Source organism: Paenibacillus sp. 4624, assembly GCF_050435065.1.
GTDB lineage: Bacteria > Bacillota > Bacilli > Paenibacillales > Paenibacillaceae > Paenibacillus > Paenibacillus amylolyticus_D.
The window spans coordinates 12,459-29,950 of sequence record NZ_JBNDJR010000019.1 but is presented as its reverse complement, the minus strand read 5'-3'; the positions used below and the strand labels follow the sequence as shown (position 1 = coordinate 29,950).

Sequence of the window (17,492 nt, the reverse complement as noted above, 5' to 3'; positions counted from 1 at the left end):
TTCCATATACTGATACTACTATTCCAAGGGAAAGGATAGATCCTATGAACCCTACTTCGCGTTCCTTTTCGTCGCAAGATCTGACCAGCCTAAAAGTTCCTCATACCGATCCAGGTGTGCATTCTGCCATTGTACATCGTTTAATGTTCCATCTCTACAAGGCACATTCCTTGCAAAATGTAGTGATCGTCTGCATCGGTACAGATCGCTCCACAGGTGACTGTCTCGGACCGCTGGTTGGTACGTCACTTGCAAAATGGGACAGCCCTCTGTTCCATCTATATGGCACATTGGATGAGCCCGTTCATGCTGTAAATCTGCAAGACACGCTCCACAAAATCTACAACACCCATCACAATCCGTATGTGATTGGCATTGATGCCTGTCTTGGTCAATCCTCTAGTGTCGGTTGTATCCAAGTCGTAAACGGCCCCCTTAAGCCTGGCGCGGGGGTAAATAAAGAATTACCGCCGGTCGGCGATATCCATCTGACAGGTATCGTTAACGTCGGCGGTTTTATGGAATACTTTGTGCTTCAGAACACACGGCTTAGTCTCGTTATGCGGATGTCTGAAATTATAGCAAGTAGTCTGTATTCGGCCATTCGGGAATGGCATACCCGCTCTACTCTGCTTGCTGTGCCAGAGTAATAGCTTCCTTCTCCTCTGGGGAAAGTGTATACGTTGACTCTCCCCCTTTTAGAGGTTTTGCATATACATATGAACCATCACGATTGAATAATCCTGTAAGGATCATACCGTCCTGAGTTTCATTAATCATGGCTATCGAAAAGCTCAGGTCGCTACCACGCTCTCCATAAGCGTTGTATCTTTTCACGCCGACCTTGCCCTGAATACGAGCCAGCTTCTGCAATGCTGTTTGCAACTGATTCGTTTGCAGTTTGTGTTCGTCCTCAATACTGTCCATCTGAATCTTCAGATTAATCAATAAGGACTCCAAATCCTCCACACCACTGCCAGCCATCATGGCTTCGTATTTACGTTTGAATTTCCGTAACTTTGCCCCTTGAGCAATACTCACGATCAACAAAATTACCGTAAGCAATGCCAATCCGCCAATAATCCACAACAGCTGTTCCAGAATCAGCTCATTTAATTCAGCCATGTAAGTGCAACTACCCCTCTATGTTTTTGATCAGATTCACGTCTGTCCGTAGTCCTTAGCTTTTATTATAAATCAACCCGTTATTCAAGGAATTAATCATATATTTCCAATTTAAATAACAGAAGGTTGAACAATTTTATTATTCCTTACTTCTCTGCTGTCAGCTCAGTAATGGCCCGAATGAGTTCCTCGGCCTCTTCATGGGTAGAATTGTATCCAACGCTTGCTCTGACAGCTCCGGTAGCTGTTGTACCTGCTGACTCATGCGCAAGTGGGGTACAGTGAAATCCTGAGCGAACCGCAATACCATAATTCCGATCCAGCCGGAATGCAAGCTGAGCCGAATCATATCCCTCAACTATAAAGGATACTAATCCTGAACGAGGTTGTCCAATGTCTGGACCCAAAAGTTGAATACCCTTAATTGAAGAAAGTCCTTCCATTATAAGTTGTGTCAACTCCCACTCATGCTGATAGATTGAAGCAGGTGTCATAGCAAGTACATGCTTCACCCCCGCTCCTAACCCAGCAATCCCCACCGTATTAGGAGTCCCTGCTTCATATCGATCTGGGCGCACTTTAGGCTGCTCTATCGCCTCGGATTGACTACCCGTGCCTCCATGAACCAGAGGTTGCACATCAAGCTCAGGAGCGATGTACAAGCCGCCTGTACCTTGGGGTCCCAGCAACCCCTTATGTCCTGGAAAAGCAAGCATATCAATGCCTAGTTTTCCTACATCCACCGGCATTACCCCAACGCTCTGAGCTGCATCCACCAGTAAAAGAGCCTGATGTTGACGGCATAGTTCTGAGATTTCTCCAATTGGCAAAATACTGCCTAGAAGATTAGAACTGTGTGTACATACGACCAAACGAGTATTTTTTCGAAACATCCGCTCCATCTGTTTCAAATCCATTGCCCCATAGGCTGTGACAGGTACATAATCAACCTCAATTTTACCCTGTTTGCGAAGGAACTCCAGTGGGCGCCGAACTGAATTATGTTCCGCCATGGTGGCTATCACATGATCACCCTCTCGAAGCACACCCTGAATCGCGAGGTTAAGAGCTTCCGTTGTATTCGAACCAAATGCAATATCATTAGGGTTTTTAATACCAAACAGAGTCGCTAGGCCTTTTCTTGTTTCAAACAAAACCCTGCTCGCCTGCACAGCCATACGATGACTCCCCCTGCCTGGGTTAGCTCCAGCAAATTCGAGGGCATTCATCATTGCCTCACCAACAGCAGGTGGTTTAGGCCAAGATGTTGCTGCATGATCCAGATAGATTGTTTTCTCCACCCTCCTACCACCTCAGCTCATAAGAAATAATTACAGGATTTGTTTACAAACAAAGAATGACATATCGTTTCTCCAAGACACAGAGTCGATATGTCATGACATGAGTAGCTCTGCATGTTGTTAATGATGCACCCGAGTTGCTATTGCAACAGTTCTAATAACCGTTCGAGATCTTGCTTGCTATAGTAGTTGAGCTCTATTTTACCTTTATCTTTCTGACCATGTTTAATTTTCACTGTCGTTTTAAATCGTTCCCGTAGTGACTCTTCCAAGGTGTCGATAAACGGATCTTTCTTCTTTAGCTTGGCCTTAGCCTTCACTTCACCTGTTTTGGAACGATCAAGTTGTTGCACTGCTTCTTCCAGCTCACGAACACTCCATTGCTGATCAATGGACTGTTTAGCTAGCTGTTTAACCAAGCTCTCATCTTTCACCCCAACAATGGCACGTGCATGCCCCATTGACAATGTTCCACGTGAAACATGATCCTTTACTTCCTCTGGCAAAGCCAACAATCGCAAAAAGTTAGCGATGTGAGAGCGTGATTTGCCGACCTTCACGGACAACTCTTCTTGAGTCAAAGAAAATTGATCCATTAATCCCTGGTAGGCAACCGCCAGTTCCATTGCATTCAGATTCTCCCGCTGCAGGTTCTCAATCAGGGCTATTTCCATAACCTGCTGATCATTAAAGGTACGAACAACCGCTGGAATGGTCGCATTACCACAATACTGTGATGCCCTAAATCTGCGCTCACCTGCAATAATCTCATAACCACGGAGTACAGGGCGAACGATAATGGGTTGGATCACGCCGTGTTGCCGGATCGATTCCGCCAGTTCATGTATTGCTTCCTCATCAAATGCTTTTCTCGGCTGATAAGGGTTAGCCCGCAGTTGGCTAATCGGGATTTCTACGACTTTATCATCGTCATTAATTGAAAGCGAAGGAATGAGGGCATCAAGTCCTTTTCCAAGCCGCTTACTCATAAGAAATCACTTCCTTTGCGAGCTCTAGATACACTTCCGCTCCTCGGGAACGGGGATCATACGTAATAATGGATTGTCCGTGAGATGGTGCCTCACTCAGTCGTACATTACGCGGAATAATCGTTTGATATACTTTTTGCTGAAAATACTTCTTCACTTCTTCTATAACTTGAATGCCAAGATTCGTACGGGCATCAAACATCGTCAATAATACGCCTTCAATCTGAAGAGAAGTGTTTAAATGTTTTTGTACCAGCCGGACTGTATTCAGCAATTGGCTTAATCCTTCCAATGCATAATACTCACATTGAATCGGTATAATCACGGAATCGGAGGCAGTTAATGAGTTAATTGTCAACATTCCGAGCGATGGCGGGCAGTCAATAAGAATATAATCATAATTATTTCTCACTTGTGCGAGCGCCTTCTTCAGACGAACTTCTCGCGATATGGTGGATACCAATTCGATCTCGGCTCCGGCAAGTTGAATCGTTGCAGGTATGATATGGAGTCCTTCAATCTGTGTCTCCGCGATCGCTTCCTGTGGAGGCACATCATTAATCAGGACATCATATATACAATTCGCCACATCTGCTTTATTAATTCCGACTCCGCTCGTTGTATTTCCTTGGGGGTCAATATCAACAAGCAGTACCTTCTTCCCGAGTGAAGCAAGTCCTGCACCCAAGTTAACCGATGTCGTTGTTTTCCCCACACCGCCCTTTTGATTTGCTACGGCCATAATCTTAGACAATACCTTCACCTCAAATAAAATAGGAGTCTTTTCTTGTAGGTTGTGAGTTACAAGTTAACAATAAGCAGGCGGTCACCGTCCACAAGAACAACAACTACCGTTTCCTTAACAGAACGATTTGTTCCCTTCACGTCGCATGAAAAACTGACTATATAGACAGAAAAAGCGGCCATTGCCGCCTTAAGCTTCAATTATTTGCGTTTTGGAATATGAATAACGATTTCGTAATGATCCTCATGATCCGCTTCTTTGGTTTTGATATCCATACCTGAACCTGTTACCATATCGATGGATTGACGAATCGTGTTAAGTGCCAGTCTTACATCCTTAGTAAAGGATATCCGTTTGGACTTTTTAATCTTGGATGCTTCCTTGTAAAAAGCAACACGTACCTCTGTCTGCTTCACGTTTAATTCCTTGTCGATAATCTCGCCCAGCAATTTCAATTGCAGTTCTTCCGTATCCAGAGACAACAAGGCTCTTGCATGACGTTCAGATATTTTGCGCTCCATCAAGGCTGTTTTTACACCTTCTGGAAGCTGCAACAACCGAATCTTATTGGCAATGGTAGATTGGCTTTTACCGAGTCGTTGAGCAAGGCTCTCCTGTGTCAATTGATGCAAATCAATCAACTTTTGGTAGGCAACCGCTTCCTCAATTGAAGTTAACCCTTCACGCTGCAAATTCTCAATTAGAGCAATGGATGCGGCTTGAGAGTCGTTGAATTCACGCACAATGGCCGGGATGTGCTCAAGGCCTAGTTTGCGAACAGCACGCCAGCGACGTTCCCCAGCGATGATCTCATATGATCCATTACGAACCCGCACAACAATAGGTTGAATAACGCCATGTGTTCTGATCGTTTGCAACAACTCATCAATTTTATCATCATCAAAAATAGTACGGGGTTGATACGGGCTGCTCACAATTTCGTTAACCGGGACCTGTTTAATCTCATCTCCGTTATTGCGCTCCGCCAAACCAAACAACTTCGAAAATTGTTCTTTCATTCCGTAGATTACCACCTAGTTTCGTAATAGCTCCCACAAGAGCAGGTGCTTCTTATTCCATAAGCGAGACTTCATATTCATCGTTACTGAAATAAGTTATGCCATTCGTATTGCCTGCTGCGAAACAGCATCAAATCCTTAACCATCTATTAATATGAACTAATCTAAGATCACTGTTTACGCATAAACTGTTACTTCTATTCTATCATCTTTTTCACCATAATCCTATGTTTACCTATTCTTTAAAAGAATCAAATTTTCCTGCTTTTTATTCTGTTTATTATGAAATTGAAAGAATGATGCTCTACCTATTCCGGCTAATCTATGAAATTTCTGCAGTTCCCATTAAAGAGAAAACTTTTCTCATCTTATAAGAATTTTTGGCTTGCCTAATATCTTTGTATGAAAGATTCACATGTACGTCCGATCCTGGTGGGCTAAGACTATTTCTAGTCCTGATTTTGTATGGAAAATCTCATTCCACAGTTCAAATTTAATTTAACTCAACTCTATTTTAAAAATAATTAAAAAAAGAGAGGATGTTTCACGTGAAACATCCTCTCTTTCTCTCTTGTCATTCGACGCGTTATTTTGTTTTTATCCTCATGTCATACTGCTAAACAAGTGGAGTTTTGAGCGGTGTTCCCGGTTTACGAGGATATTTATGTGGTGTCTTATCAAACTTCTGAATCAAAATGATATGACGTTCTGATTCCTCTACCGGAAGCTGGAATGGATGAACTGCCTTTACCCGCCCTTTCAGCTGATTAAAGCTGAATTCGGCTTCTTTCATTTCCTCCCGCGGGTCTCCACCCTTCATGGCAGCGAACATACCGCTTTTACGTACAAAAGGAAGACAGAATTCATTCAATACCGCAAGCTTGGCTACCGCACGTGCAGTAACCAGATCATAGCTGTCCCGATATCCTTCTTTGCGGCCCAGCTCCTCAGCACGACCATGGATCAATTCGACCTGCTCCAGACCAAGTGTATCCACTACATGCTGTAAGAAACCAATCCGTTTATTCAATGAGTCAATGATTGTAAGCTGGATATGTGGAAAACAAATCTTAAGCGGGATTCCCGGGAACCCTGCTCCTGATCCGATGTCAGCTAGTTTGTTTACTTTGGTCATATCCGTATAAAACGCTAACGATACCGAATCATAAAAATGTTTGGTATATACCTGCTCACGATCTGTGATACCGGTAAGATTCATTTTTTCATTCCAGGAGACAAGTTCTTTATAATACATTTCGAACTGTTCCAGCTGGAGTTCTCCAACTTCCAAGCCATGCTCCTTCAAGCGTAGCTGCAACTGCTGTTGAATATCGTCCATTATTGTCCCCTTGCTGCGGTAACGCGATTATAATGCTCCAGGTAGACAAGCAAAATGGAAATATCCGCAGGTGTAACACCCGCTATACGAGATGCCTGACCAATGGAGATTGGACGGATCTTTGCAAGCTTCTGCTTGGCTTCCATCGCAAGACCATGAATCTCATCATATACGATGGTGTCTGGAATTTTCTTTTTCTCCATTTTCAGCAAACGTTCCACGTGAATCAATTGTTTCTCTATATATCCTGCATATTTGATCTGAATTTCGACTTGTTCCTTCATATCAGCCGTCAGTTCAACCTCGGAAGGAGAAATCTGCTCGATCCAGTCATAGCCAATCTCAGGACGACGCATCAGATTCAGCAATGTACTTCCATCTTGAATCGGTGTAGAACCAATCTCTTCAAGTTTGGCATTAACCTCAACTGGACGTACTTTTGCCTCTTTCAGACGTGCAATCTCCTGCTCGACTTTTGCTTTTTTGTCCAAGAAAGCTTCATAACGTTCCTCGGTGATCAATCCAATGTCATGACCAATCTCCGTAAGACGCATATCCGCATTGTCATGACGGAGCAGCAAACGATACTCGGCACGAGAAGTTAACAGACGGTAGGGCTCATTCGTCCCTTTGGTAACAAGATCATCAATGAGTACACCAATGTAACCTTGGGAACGATCAAGCACAATAGCCTCTTTGCCCTGCACTTTACGTGCTGCGTTAATTCCAGCCATTACCCCTTGTCCAGCGGCTTCCTCATACCCGGAAGTACCATTAATCTGACCTGCTGTGAACAATCCAGGCAGACGTTTTGTTTCCAGAGAAGGCCACAATTGCGTTGGTACCATCGCATCGTATTCAATCGCGTAACCGTTACGCATCATTTCGACTTTTTCCATTCCTGGAATGGAGCGAAGAACAGCAAGCTGTACATCCTCTGGCAAACTTGTAGACAAGCCCTGTACATAATACTCGGACGTATTTTTACCCTCTGGCTCCAGGAAAATCTGATGCTTCGGCTTATCGCTAAAACGCACGATTTTATCCTCAATGGATGGACAGTAACGCGGCCCTGTTCCTTCAATCACACCAGAGAACATCGGCGCACGATGCAGATTATCATTAATAATTTGATGAGTTTCCACAGAAGTATACGTCAGCCAGCAAGGTAGCTGCTCATTTGTAGAAGATTTTGTCTCATAGGAAAAGAACTTCGGCTCATCATCACCGGGCTGAATTTCAGTTTTGCTAAAATCAATCGTATCCTTATGCACACGTGGTGGTGTACCTGTTTTGAAACGTACAAGCTCGAAGCCCAGCTCACGCAGATGCTCCGACAATTTAAGGGATGGCTGTTGATTGTTTGGTCCGCTCTCATACATCAGCTCTCCCATAATAACTTTACCGCGCAAATATGTTCCTGTTGTGAGCACTACAGCTTTGGCACGATATTCGGTACCTGTTTGAGTGACAACTCCGACACACTGACCGTCCTCAACAATCAGACGATCCACCATACCCTGACGCATGGTCAGATTAGGTTCTTTCTCCATCGTTTCTTTCATTGTATGCTGATAAGAGAACTTATCCGCTTGCGCACGCAGCGCATGAACGGCAGGTCCTTTACCCGTATTCAACATCCGCATCTGGATAAAGGTTTTGTCAATATTCCGGCCCATTTCCCCGCCCAGTGCATCTATTTCCCGTACAACGTGTCCTTTTGCCGGCCCACCAATGGATGGGTTACAAGGCATGAAAGCCACCATGTCGAGGTTGATCGTAATCATCAGAGTTTTTGAACCCATTCGGGCTGCTGCAAGAGCTGACTCTACCCCGGCATGTCCTGCTCCAACGACAATAACATCATATCTGCCGCCATCAAAAGCCATGTGTATTACCTCCTTAATTTTGCTGTTATCTATATGAAAACCAACACTTTCTGGCAACAACATCATTCCATCCTTTGACAACGGGCAGAAATTGTACCTTCCCATCATACACAACCATTTCAATGAAAGAAACGGGATAATGATTTACTTTCCTAGACAGAACTGGGAAAAAATCTGATCTATTAATGCATCATGCGCTGTATCTCCCACGATCTCTCCGAGCTGCTCCCATGCCAAACGAACATCGATCTGGATCATATCAATTGGAACAAACTGATCCGCAGCCTCATACGCATCGATCAGAGATTGCTTCGCCTTTTTCAATAAGGCAATGTGGCGAACATTACTTACATATGTCAAGTCAGCAGACTCCAGCTTTCCACTGAAGAACAGCGTCGAGATGGCATCTTCCAATCGATCAACGCCCAGATCATCCTTCACCGACATCGGGACAAGCCGCTCCTCGGGAATGTAACGGAGCAGAACGTCACGGTCAATCTGTGGTGTTAAGTCCATTTTATTCATAATGATAATTGATTGTCTACCGCGGATTTGTTCCAGCAATTCAATCTCATCCTGATGAAGAGGCTCAGCCGCATTCACAACCATCAGAATCAGATCCGCATCATTGACAGCAGAACGTGAGCGCTCTACCCCAATTCTCTCAACAACGTCCATCGTCTCCCGGATTCCAGCGGTATCGAGCAGCTTCAAAGGGATATTGTTTATTGTAATGAATTCTTCAATGACATCGCGGGTCGTTCCTGGAATATCGGTAACGATTGCCCGGTTATCTTGCGCAAGTGTATTCATTAATGAAGATTTACCCACGTTAGGTCTTCCGACGATCGCTGTCGTAATACCTTCACGCAATATTTTCCCTTGTTCTGCTGTTGTGAGCAACTTATCGATCTCAGCCATAACCTCGCTGGATTTTTCTTTAATAAATTCAGACGTTAATGATTCCACATCATGCTCAGGATAATCGATATTCACTTCGATATGAGCCAGTGTCTCGACCAGCGTATATCTCAAATCACGAAGCTTGGAGGAGAGTTTACCTTCTACCTGCTTCAGTGCTACCGAGAAGGCACGATCTGACTTCGAACGTATTAGATCCATGACCCCTTCTGCTTGGGACAAGTCAATCCGTCCATTGAGGAAAGCACGTTTCGTAAATTCGCCCGGTTCAGCCAAACGGATGTTCAGCTGCAGTAGCAGATCCATCACCCGCTTAACAGATACGACACCACCATGTGCACTAATCTCAACAACATCCTCTGTGGTGAAGGAACGAGGCGCACGCATCACCGTGACCAGTACCTCTTCAACCTTTTCCCCATGGCCAGGATCTATAATATGACCGTAATGAACCGTATGGGAAGGTGCCTGAGTCAAAGGTGTTTTGCTGCGAAAAATCTTCTCTGTCTCGGTCACCGCATCCGGCCCGCTGACGCGAATAACGGCTATGCCGGCTTCACCAACCGCCGTAGATATGGCTGTAATCGTATCGCTAATCATTGTGATCTCTCCCTACTCTCTATAATGAAGTTGTCATCCATCCCATCCCGGAGAATGCCAACACATATTCAACTCTATGGGTACTCTACCTGTCTCATATACTTCGGTACGAAAAAAGCAATGGCTTCTGCACCGGGCAGGCAGCCATTGCGTCATCAATTGCGTGTTATTTCAACGTAATAACCACACGCCGATTGGGCTCCTCGCCCTTACTTAAGGTCTTAATCTGCGGGTGATTTTGCAGTTTGGCATGAATCACTTTACGTTCAAGCGGAGGCATCGGCTCTAGCACAACTTCCTTACCTGTGCGGATCGCTTGTCCAGCTAATCGTTCAGCCAGATCTTCAAGCGTTTTCCGCCGGCGCTGGCGGAAGTTCTCGGCATCAAGTACGATGCGAACAAAGCTCTCCGAGTAGCGGTTGGCTACGATATTGGTCAAATACTGAAGAGCATCCAGCGTCTGTCCACGTCTGCCAATAATCATGCCAAGGTCTTCCCCGGAGATATTGAAGATATGACCATCTCGCTGTTTCTTGATATGCACTTCGACATCCAACCCCATACCTGCCGCAACCTCTTTCAAAAACGCAGCCGCTTCTTCATAGGGATTATGGACTGCTACACCCTCAAGTAATGCTTCAATCTCAGGTTCAGGTGTGGCTGGTTTGATCGGCTGTGGTACAGCTTCGGGTACGGACAACAGTTTCACTTCAACTTTAGCAGCCTTCACCCCGAACAAACCCAGGAATCCTTTTGACGGCTGCTCTAACACTTGTATCTCGACCTTGTCCCGGCTTACGCCAAGCTCAGCCAATCCTTGGTTTACAGCATCTTCAACGGTTTTTCCTGACGTAATGACTGTGGTCATTTCGATTTTTTGGCCCCTTTCGACCCTTTCCCAGAGACGGTTGCCTTGCCACCGTTTTTGCGTTTAGCTCCATTTTTGGAAGAGCTGCTTTGCTTCACGTTGACCTCGGCCACAACTTTATCATTATTCCGGTAAAGGAAATAGTTTTGCACGATGGTGTAAATATTACTGTAGAACCAGTAAAGCGGCAACGCTGACGGGAACTGATACGACATAACAAAAATCAAAATCGGATACACCCACAGCATGAACTGCATTGGGCCAATCTGCTGTGCAGGATTCATACGCATCATCATCCACGTTTGAATGAATGTTGTGATCGCAGCCAGCACTGGCAAAATAAACAGGTGATCCGGTGATCCCAGCTGGAGCCACAAGAAATCATGCGTTCTCAGACTGGAGTTTCCGTAAATGGAGTTATAAAGTGCGATGTATATCGGCATCTGAATGATAAGAGGCAGACAGCCGGCCATCGGATTAACCTTGTTCTCCTGGAACAATTTCATCGTTTCTTGCTGAACTTTTTCAGGTGTATCTTTATACTTGGCTTGAATCTCCTTAAGCTGCGGCTGAATGGCCTGCATTGCTTTGGAGCTGCGAACCTGTTTCATCGTTAATGGCAAAATCAATGTCCGTACAATCAGCACCATCACAAGGACGGCCAGTCCATATTCACCGTTAAACCAGTTGGCGAATGTATCCAGCGCCAGTGAGAACCAGTACACAACATTGGCCTGCCAGAATGACTCACTATTCTTCAGATCTTCCGTTGTAACTCCTGCACCTTGCGGAGTACATCCGGCGAGTACAGTGACCATTGCAATGACTGCAATGAGGAGAATCCACTTCCCCTTAGATGTCTTCAATCGCGACACTTCATAACCCCTCTCTTAACCATTCCATTCCACCGTAAATCATACCATAATTAGGAGGACAAATAAACCGAAGCTTACCGCTTGCAAGACTTCAACAGAGAGGCCTTACGCATGACATGCAGCAGACTTTTCTCCATTTCCTTATAGGACATGTCCAAAGCTCCCTTACGAACGATGAAAATCAAATCCATCTGCGTAACAATCTCTTGCTCATGATGCCGAACAATTTCTTTGATCATACGCCTCATCCGGTTACGCACAACAGCGTTACCGATTTTTTTGCTGCATGATACGCCCACCCGGAATTGTTCCGTATCTTTACGGCGGCAGCCATACACCACGAATTGATGATTGGCAAACGATTTTCCATACCGATATACGCGGCTAAAATCCGCCCGGTTTCGCAGACGCAATCTTTTATACACGGCGCTTCTCCTTGCTGTCCCCCATCCATGTTATTGACGGAGGCCTCATTACTGATTTAGTATAGGCTTTCTTGATCGACGGTAAACCGTCTTGGCGACAACTTGTATATAAGGTAAGCTTCCGAAAAGAGGAACATAATCTACATTATATGTTTAGTTGGGCGGTCCCTTTTCTCACAGCCAATATCATGATGATTTACACCATAAACCTGACCAAAATATCCATTTTAAGAAAAAAAAGACCACCTCGGTGGTCTTCAGATGCATTAAGCACTCAGGACTTTACGGCCTTTCAGGCGACGTGCAGCCAAAACTTTACGGCCGTTTTTTGTGCTCATTCTTTTACGGAAACCATGAACTTTTTTACGTTTGCTAACGTTCGGTTTGAATGTAGGTCTCAATGTATTGCACCTCCTTACAAGGAAATACTTATGTGATGAATCCTTTTCATCTTCACAGAAAACACCTTTATATATTTAACCACGTCCAATTGGAAAAGTCAACTGAAAAGCGACGCCTCCCTCCCTCTTTTTCATATGCTTTCCAGAGCTCAAAAAACATACCACCCCTATCATGGACTTTTCTCCTCAATGTTTAGCCACCAAATCATCAAAAATAGTTATCCCCAATTCCTAAAAAAGCCTGATGTTTCGGCTCTTTTTGTTATCCACATCCCTTAGCGATCTATACAAAAACTCTACCTTCCTGTTTTAAGTTATTCACATGTGGATAAAGAATATTAGGTTGAATTCGGGATATATGAAAGCTTAATATATTTTGAATGTATCCGCTTTACTGTGAAGGTTTACAACCTTTTGAGAAAGGTGTAGGATGGAAAATATCTTGTATACAAGTATACCTGTTGCTTTTGATTCATGTTATTTTGCAAACGATCGACTAGATATGAACGGATGGGAACTTAGCAAAGCTTTTATCACTTCTGACTAAGCACTTTTAGCAATTCGGTTTTCCGACATTGACCGAATTCTGAGGTGCAGCACATTGTGTTATGATTCTAATGTACGGATTACTTAATTTAGGAGCGTTAGCCATATGCAATTTCCATCTTCCTGGCTTCAAGGAGCATCTCGCGGTGAGGCCATAGCTTGCGAATTAAGGCTGAGAATCATCAACGGAACCCTGCGGCCTGGGGAAATTTTGTCGGAAAATCGAATTGCTGCTGATTTTGACAGCAGCCGCTCGCCTGTTCGCGAAGCGTTGAGAACGTTGTCAAATGAAGGACTGATTCGGCTTGAACGGATGGGCGTTGTGATCTTGGGCCTGAATATGAAGGATGTCGAAGAACTGTATGATGTACGTTTTCTCATTGAAAGCTTTGTACAGCAACGGCTAGCGGCAGATGTGCCTCCAGCACTAATCACTCAGCTGAGAAATATCATCGACAAAATGCAACTCGCTGGCAAACATCAAGATGCTGTCGAATTTGCTTATCAGGATCTCACGTTTCACGAGACCATTGTCGAGGCAGCTGCCCATTCCCGCATCTCACATTTGTGGAAGAGCATCAGGTATGTCGTTATGACGGTCATGCTGCTTACTACGCGTAGAGTATTTGCCCAAGGCGAGCCCAAAGTAACCGCTGTAATTGAAAAACACCGCTCCCTTGCAACTGCTCTGGAATCAGGGGACAAAGTTCTGATCCAGAACGGGGTACGCACATATTTTAAAGACTCCGGCCAAACGTTACACGAAAGCTTTGAATTTGGAACTTGAGTTCTTAAGCTTACCTTTGTCAGAAATCTTGGTATCTGTTAGAACCTCCAGCGTTCCCTACAGATTTCTTAGGAGTGACGGTAGAGTGTGCAATCAATCCAGCGTCAACGACGTGAATGATTGCCACTTAACTTGTCGACAAGTATACAAAATGCGATGTTTATTCATTTTTCGGACATGATAAGAATAGTTTGCTTCATTGACATTGTTATCAGACCAAGGCGTTAATTTTCTTAACACTGTTTTCATTGTAAGCGTTGATCCCCAAGACGAAGGAGTAATTACATCATGAGCACGATTTTCGGATTATCCCATAATGCTACATTGCTGATCTGGACGTTGATCGCGATCATCTTCCTGATCCTGTTAATCTCCAAATATAAATGGAACCCCTTTATCACCCTTCTATTATCTGCATTAATGCTTGGTTTGCTTGCAGGTATGAAACCAGCTGATGTCATTTCCTCCATTACGGGCGGACTTGGCGGTACTTTAGGAACGATTGCTATTGTCATCGGACTTGGCACAATGCTTGGTAAAATGATGGCTGAATCCGGCGGTGCCGAGCAGATTGCAACGACTCTTGTTGATCGATTCGGTGTGAAACGTGTGCACTGGGCCATGATGATTGTTGGATTCATTGTAGGTATTCCTGTTTTCTTTGAAGTCGGCGTCATTCTAATGATTCCAATCATTTTCACGGTAGCCCGCAAAACCAATATGTCCCTGCTTCAGATCGGAATTCCTATTTTGGCTGGTCTCTCCACAGTTCACGGGCTTGTTCCACCACATCCGGCACCGATGATTGCCATTGAAGCCTTCAACGCGGATCTGGGAAAAACGATTCTGTATTCTTTAATTGTGGGCATCCCTACTGCGATTATTGCCGGACCGGTATTCGGTAAATTTATTGGCAAAAGAATTCACACCGAACCACCAGCTGAACTCGCTGAACAGTTCTCGGCTAAGAAAAACAGTAATTTGCCCGGATTTGGCATTACATTGCTTACGATTCTGCTACCCGTCATTTTGATGCTGATCGGCTCCATTGCGAACATCGTTGATCCTGATGCAACAAGTGGATTTACCGTTTTTAGCGAGTTTATCGGCAATGAGATTATTGCGCTTTTGATCTCTGTTGTTTTCGCTCTCTTTTCACTCGGCTTTGCCCGCGGGTTTACCAAACATGAACTTTCCCGCTTCACCAGTGAATGTCTGGCCCCTACAGCTACTATTATTCTCATTATTGGTGGCGGCGGTGCCTTCAAACAGGTGCTGATTAATAGTGGCGTTGGCAATGCCATTGCAGAATTCGCTACAAATGCACACATTAACGTCATTTTGTTTGCCTGGCTTGTAGCCGCACTCATTCGTGTTGCTACTGGATCAGCTACAGTTGCGATGACTACAGCTGCTGGTATTGTTGCTCCAGTACTCGCTCTTACACCAGGAGCTAACATTGAGCTGGTTGTACTTGCTACGGGTGCAGGCTCCCTTGTACTTTCACATGTTAATGATGCAGGCTTCTGGATGATCAAGGAGTTCTTCAATATGAGTGTTGCTCAGACACTGAAGACGTGGACTGTTATGGAAACACTGCTTTCTGTGGTTGGACTGATCTTTATCTTGCTACTAAGTACAGTGGTGTGATCATACGTTAACATCAGTTTTTTTCATGTAAAAAATCGAAAGAAGGAAAGACGAATGACCAACTATATGATTGGAATCGATATCGGAACGACTAGCACCAAATCTGTTTTATTCACAGAGCAAGGCGAGGTGGTCACAACCTCTACTCAGGAATATCCGCTCTATACACCCGCTCCGGATGTTGCAGAACAAGACCCGGATGAGATTGTGCAAGCAGCCATTAGCTCTGTACGCGGCGTGATGACCCAGAGCGGAATTTCCGCTAACCACGTTCTCTTCGTATCCTGCAGTTCAGCCATGCACAGTGTCATCGCCATGGATCAGAACGATCATCCGCTGACGCGCTGCATCACCTGGGCTGACAATCGAAGCGCAGCTTGGTCCACCAAGCTGCAAGAAAATGGCGTCGGTCATCAGATCTATCTACGTACAGGCACCCCCATTCATCCGATGTCGCCCCTGACCAAATTGATGTGGCTGCGTCATGACGAGCCAGAACTATTCGAACGCACGGCAAAGTTTATTTCGATTAAAGAGTACCTTTTCTTCCGTCTATTTGGGCAATATATTGTCGATCATTCCATCGCTTCCTGTACAGGGCTGCTGAACCTTGAACAACTGGACTGGGATCAGGAAGCACTAGACATCGCAGGGATCACACCGAATCATCTATCAAAGCTTGTACCGACGACTTATACAATAGAGGGAATGCATCCTGAATGGGCCGAAAAAATGGTTCTCTCCCCCTCCACGCCCTTTGTCATTGGCGCAAGTGACGGGGTATTATCCAACCTTGGCGTTAATGCCATCAAACCGGGCATCGTCGCCGCAACCATCGGCACGAGTGGAGCCATTCGTACTGTCGTTGATCGCCCTGTGACTGATCCGAAAGGCCGTACCTTCTGTTATGCCCTGACGGAAAAACTTTGGGTTGTAGGTGGGCCTGTAAATAACGGTGGAATGCTTTTCCGCTGGGTTCGGGATGAGTTTGCCGCGTCTGAAGTAGAAACAGCGAAACGCCTCGGTATCAACTCCTATGATGTACTAACCAAAATTGCAGAACGTGTTCCACCTGGCTCCGAAGGGTTGTTGTTCCATCCGTACCTCTCGGGCGAACGTGCTCCACTCTGGAACCCAGATGCTCGAGGCTCCTTTTTTGGCCTGACCCTCCATCATAAGAAAGAGCATATGATTCGTGCAGTACTTGAAGGGGTTATTTTCAATCTCTATACCGTTCTGCTTGCCATGGAGGAACAGATCGGGCAACCCACCTCTATTCAAGCTACGGGTGGATTTGCACGTTCGCCGTTGTGGCGGCAGATGATGTCCGACATCTTTAATCAGGAAGTCGTTGTGCCTGAGAGCTTTGAAAGTTCATGCCTCGGCGCTGTTGTACTTGGCCTATATGCTACAGGACGAATCAAGTCTCTTGAAGATGTTTCCTCAATGATAGGCACAACTCACCGGCATACGCCGGTCAAAGAAAATGCCTCCCTCTATCAGGAGCTGCTGCCGATCTACATTCGAATTTCGCGCAAACTGGAAGAGGAATATGCAGACATTGCTGCATTCCAACGCAAAATGTCTACGCTTCATATATAAGTAGAGAAGATCCCGAAGCCATAAACGGCTTCGGGGTCTTCCTCTTTTTGATGATATTTTGTCACAATTCAGTGAGCACAGTCATACTTATGTCCCTCACTCATTTTCTCCTGGTCACTTTTAATTTAATCAACCATCCCTTTATGAGTATTCAGCAACCAAATACGTCACCTTATTACTACGTAGTACCTCATGAGGTTGAAAAAGACCTCTCTACACTTCGTCTCATTTTCCACTTACTCACTTCAATTCACTTTCAGTTTATCCACAACCAAGTTATTCACACTGCAAGTCCACTTTTGCACATCATTTAGCATCTTTCGACGGATATCCTGTGTATAAAAATTTTTTGTACTTTAGGTCATGCTGTCGAAAATTAAACAATTTATAAACAATATATTGTGTTGTGA

General features: G+C 44.8%; 16 protein-coding genes. 4 read left to right on the top strand and 12 right to left on the bottom strand.

The genetic code is table 11. From position 1 onward, the window contains the following. Nucleotides 1-44: 44 nt before the first annotated feature. Nucleotides 45-650 (top strand): spore protease YyaC, encoded by a 606-nt coding sequence (yyaC, locus tag ABIE27_RS28475; protein WP_123067002.1) that lies wholly within the window; start codon nt 45-47, stop codon nt 648-650. Here yyaC and ABIE27_RS28470 read toward each other — a convergent pair. The 12 genes from ABIE27_RS28470 to rpmH all read right to left on the bottom strand — a co-directional run bounded on the left by ABIE27_RS28470 (nt 625) and on the right by rpmH (nt 12,497). Beyond that, nucleotides 625-1,125 (bottom strand): DUF4446 family protein, encoded by a 501-nt coding sequence (locus ABIE27_RS28470; RefSeq protein ID WP_123067001.1) that lies wholly within the window; start codon nt 1,123-1,125, stop codon nt 625-627. The genes yyaC and ABIE27_RS28470 overlap by 26 nt on opposite strands. 146 nt (nt 1,126-1,271) lie before the next feature. Further along, a complete protein-coding gene (locus tag ABIE27_RS28465) occupies nt 1,272-2,426 on the bottom strand; it encodes an aminotransferase class V-fold PLP-dependent enzyme (RefSeq protein ID WP_123067000.1) in 1,155 nt (384 codons plus the stop codon). A 140-nt stretch (nt 2,427-2,566) separates the two neighbouring features. Then, entirely contained in the window at nt 2,567-3,415 is an 849-nt protein-coding gene (locus ABIE27_RS28460; RefSeq protein WP_123066999.1) for a ParB/RepB/Spo0J family partition protein, read from the bottom strand. Further along, the gene (locus ABIE27_RS28455) at nt 3,408-4,169 is read right to left on the bottom strand and encodes a ParA family protein (protein ID WP_090923627.1); all 762 of its coding nucleotides are present in this window, start codon (nt 4,167-4,169) and stop codon (nt 3,408-3,410) included. The genes ABIE27_RS28460 and ABIE27_RS28455 overlap by 8 nt, the downstream gene beginning before the upstream one ends. 191 nt (nt 4,170-4,360) lie before the next feature. Continuing rightward, entirely contained in the window at nt 4,361-5,179 is an 819-nt protein-coding gene (noc, locus tag ABIE27_RS28450; protein ID WP_429352070.1) for a nucleoid occlusion protein, read from the bottom strand. A 616-nt stretch (nt 5,180-5,795) separates the two neighbouring features. After that, nucleotides 5,796-6,518, bottom strand: coding sequence for a 16S rRNA (guanine(527)-N(7))-methyltransferase RsmG (rsmG, locus tag ABIE27_RS28445; protein WP_123066997.1), 723 nt, complete (start codon nt 6,516-6,518; stop codon nt 5,796-5,798). Then, complete coding sequence (mnmG, locus tag ABIE27_RS28440; RefSeq protein WP_123066996.1) at nt 6,518-8,407, bottom strand: tRNA uridine-5-carboxymethylaminomethyl(34) synthesis enzyme MnmG; 1,890 nt, start codon at nt 8,405-8,407, stop codon at nt 6,518-6,520. The genes rsmG and mnmG overlap by 1 nt, the downstream gene beginning before the upstream one ends. A gap of 144 nt (nt 8,408-8,551) precedes the next feature. Continuing rightward, complete coding sequence (gene mnmE / locus ABIE27_RS28435; RefSeq protein WP_123066995.1) at nt 8,552-9,928, bottom strand: tRNA uridine-5-carboxymethylaminomethyl(34) synthesis GTPase MnmE; 1,377 nt, start codon at nt 9,926-9,928, stop codon at nt 8,552-8,554. A 166-nt stretch (nt 9,929-10,094) separates the two neighbouring features. Next, on the bottom strand, nt 10,095-10,796 hold the full coding sequence (jag, locus tag ABIE27_RS28430) for an RNA-binding cell elongation regulator Jag/EloR (protein ID WP_123066994.1): 702 nt from the start codon (nt 10,794-10,796) through the stop codon (nt 10,095-10,097). Continuing rightward, on the bottom strand, nt 10,793-11,671 hold the full coding sequence (locus ABIE27_RS28425) for a YidC/Oxa1 family membrane protein insertase (RefSeq protein WP_123066993.1): 879 nt from the start codon (nt 11,669-11,671) through the stop codon (nt 10,793-10,795). The genes jag and ABIE27_RS28425 overlap by 4 nt, the downstream gene beginning before the upstream one ends. Before the next feature lie 74 nt (nt 11,672-11,745). After that, the gene (rnpA, locus tag ABIE27_RS28420) at nt 11,746-12,096 is read right to left on the bottom strand and encodes a ribonuclease P protein component (protein WP_123066992.1); all 351 of its coding nucleotides are present in this window, start codon (nt 12,094-12,096) and stop codon (nt 11,746-11,748) included. 266 nt (nt 12,097-12,362) lie between these two features. Then, nucleotides 12,363-12,497 carry a 50S ribosomal protein L34 gene (gene rpmH / locus ABIE27_RS28415; protein ID WP_019914530.1) on the bottom strand — a complete coding sequence of 45 codons (135 nt, stop codon included), beginning with the start codon at nt 12,495-12,497 and terminating at the stop codon, nt 12,363-12,365. 652 nt (nt 12,498-13,149) lie between these two features. Here rpmH and ABIE27_RS28410 point away from each other — a divergent pair. The 3 genes from ABIE27_RS28410 (at nt 13,150) to gntK (ending at nt 17,082) form a co-directional block, all read left to right on the top strand. Continuing rightward, nucleotides 13,150-13,830: a GntR family transcriptional regulator gene (locus ABIE27_RS28410; RefSeq protein ID WP_123066991.1), complete on the top strand. Its 681-nt coding sequence runs from the start codon at nt 13,150-13,152 to the stop codon at nt 13,828-13,830. 288 nt (nt 13,831-14,118) lie between these two features. Then, entirely contained in the window at nt 14,119-15,480 is a 1,362-nt protein-coding gene (locus tag ABIE27_RS28405) for a gluconate:H+ symporter (RefSeq protein WP_123066990.1), read from the top strand. A 54-nt stretch (nt 15,481-15,534) separates the two neighbouring features. After that, nucleotides 15,535-17,082 carry a gluconokinase gene (gene gntK, locus ABIE27_RS28400; RefSeq protein ID WP_123066989.1) on the top strand — a complete coding sequence of 516 codons (1,548 nt, stop codon included), beginning with the start codon at nt 15,535-15,537 and terminating at the stop codon, nt 17,080-17,082. Nucleotides 17,083-17,492: the final 410 nt, after the last annotated feature.

Bases quoted from the DNA above. Each gene is read 5' to 3' on its own strand.
- yyaC (WP_123067002.1), top strand. From the start codon at position 45: ATGAACCCTACTTCGCGTTCCTTTTCGTCGCAAGATCTGACCAGCCTA.
- ABIE27_RS28470 (WP_123067001.1), bottom strand. From the start codon at position 1,125: ATGGCTGAATTAAATGAGCTGATTCTGGAACAGCTGTTGTGGATTATT.
- ABIE27_RS28460 (WP_123066999.1), bottom strand. From the start codon at position 3,415: ATGAGTAAGCGGCTTGGAAAAGGACTTGATGCCCTCATTCCTTCGCTT.
- noc (WP_429352070.1), bottom strand. From the start codon at position 5,179: ATGAAAGAACAATTTTCGAAGTTGTTTGGTTTGGCGGAGCGCAATAAC.
- rsmG (WP_123066997.1), bottom strand. From the start codon at position 6,518: ATGGACGATATTCAACAGCAGTTGCAGCTACGCTTGAAGGAGCATGGC.
- mnmG (WP_123066996.1), bottom strand. From the start codon at position 8,407: ATGGCTTTTGATGGCGGCAGATATGATGTTATTGTCGTTGGAGCAGGA.
- mnmE (WP_123066995.1), bottom strand. From the start codon at position 9,928: ATGATTAGCGATACGATTACAGCCATATCTACGGCGGTTGGTGAAGCC.
- jag (WP_123066994.1), bottom strand. From the start codon at position 10,796: ATGACCACAGTCATTACGTCAGGAAAAACCGTTGAAGATGCTGTAAAC.
- ABIE27_RS28410 (WP_123066991.1), top strand. From the start codon at position 13,150: ATGCAATTTCCATCTTCCTGGCTTCAAGGAGCATCTCGCGGTGAGGCC.
- ABIE27_RS28405 (WP_123066990.1), top strand. From the start codon at position 14,119: ATGAGCACGATTTTCGGATTATCCCATAATGCTACATTGCTGATCTGG.
- gntK (WP_123066989.1), top strand. From the start codon at position 15,535: ATGACCAACTATATGATTGGAATCGATATCGGAACGACTAGCACCAAA.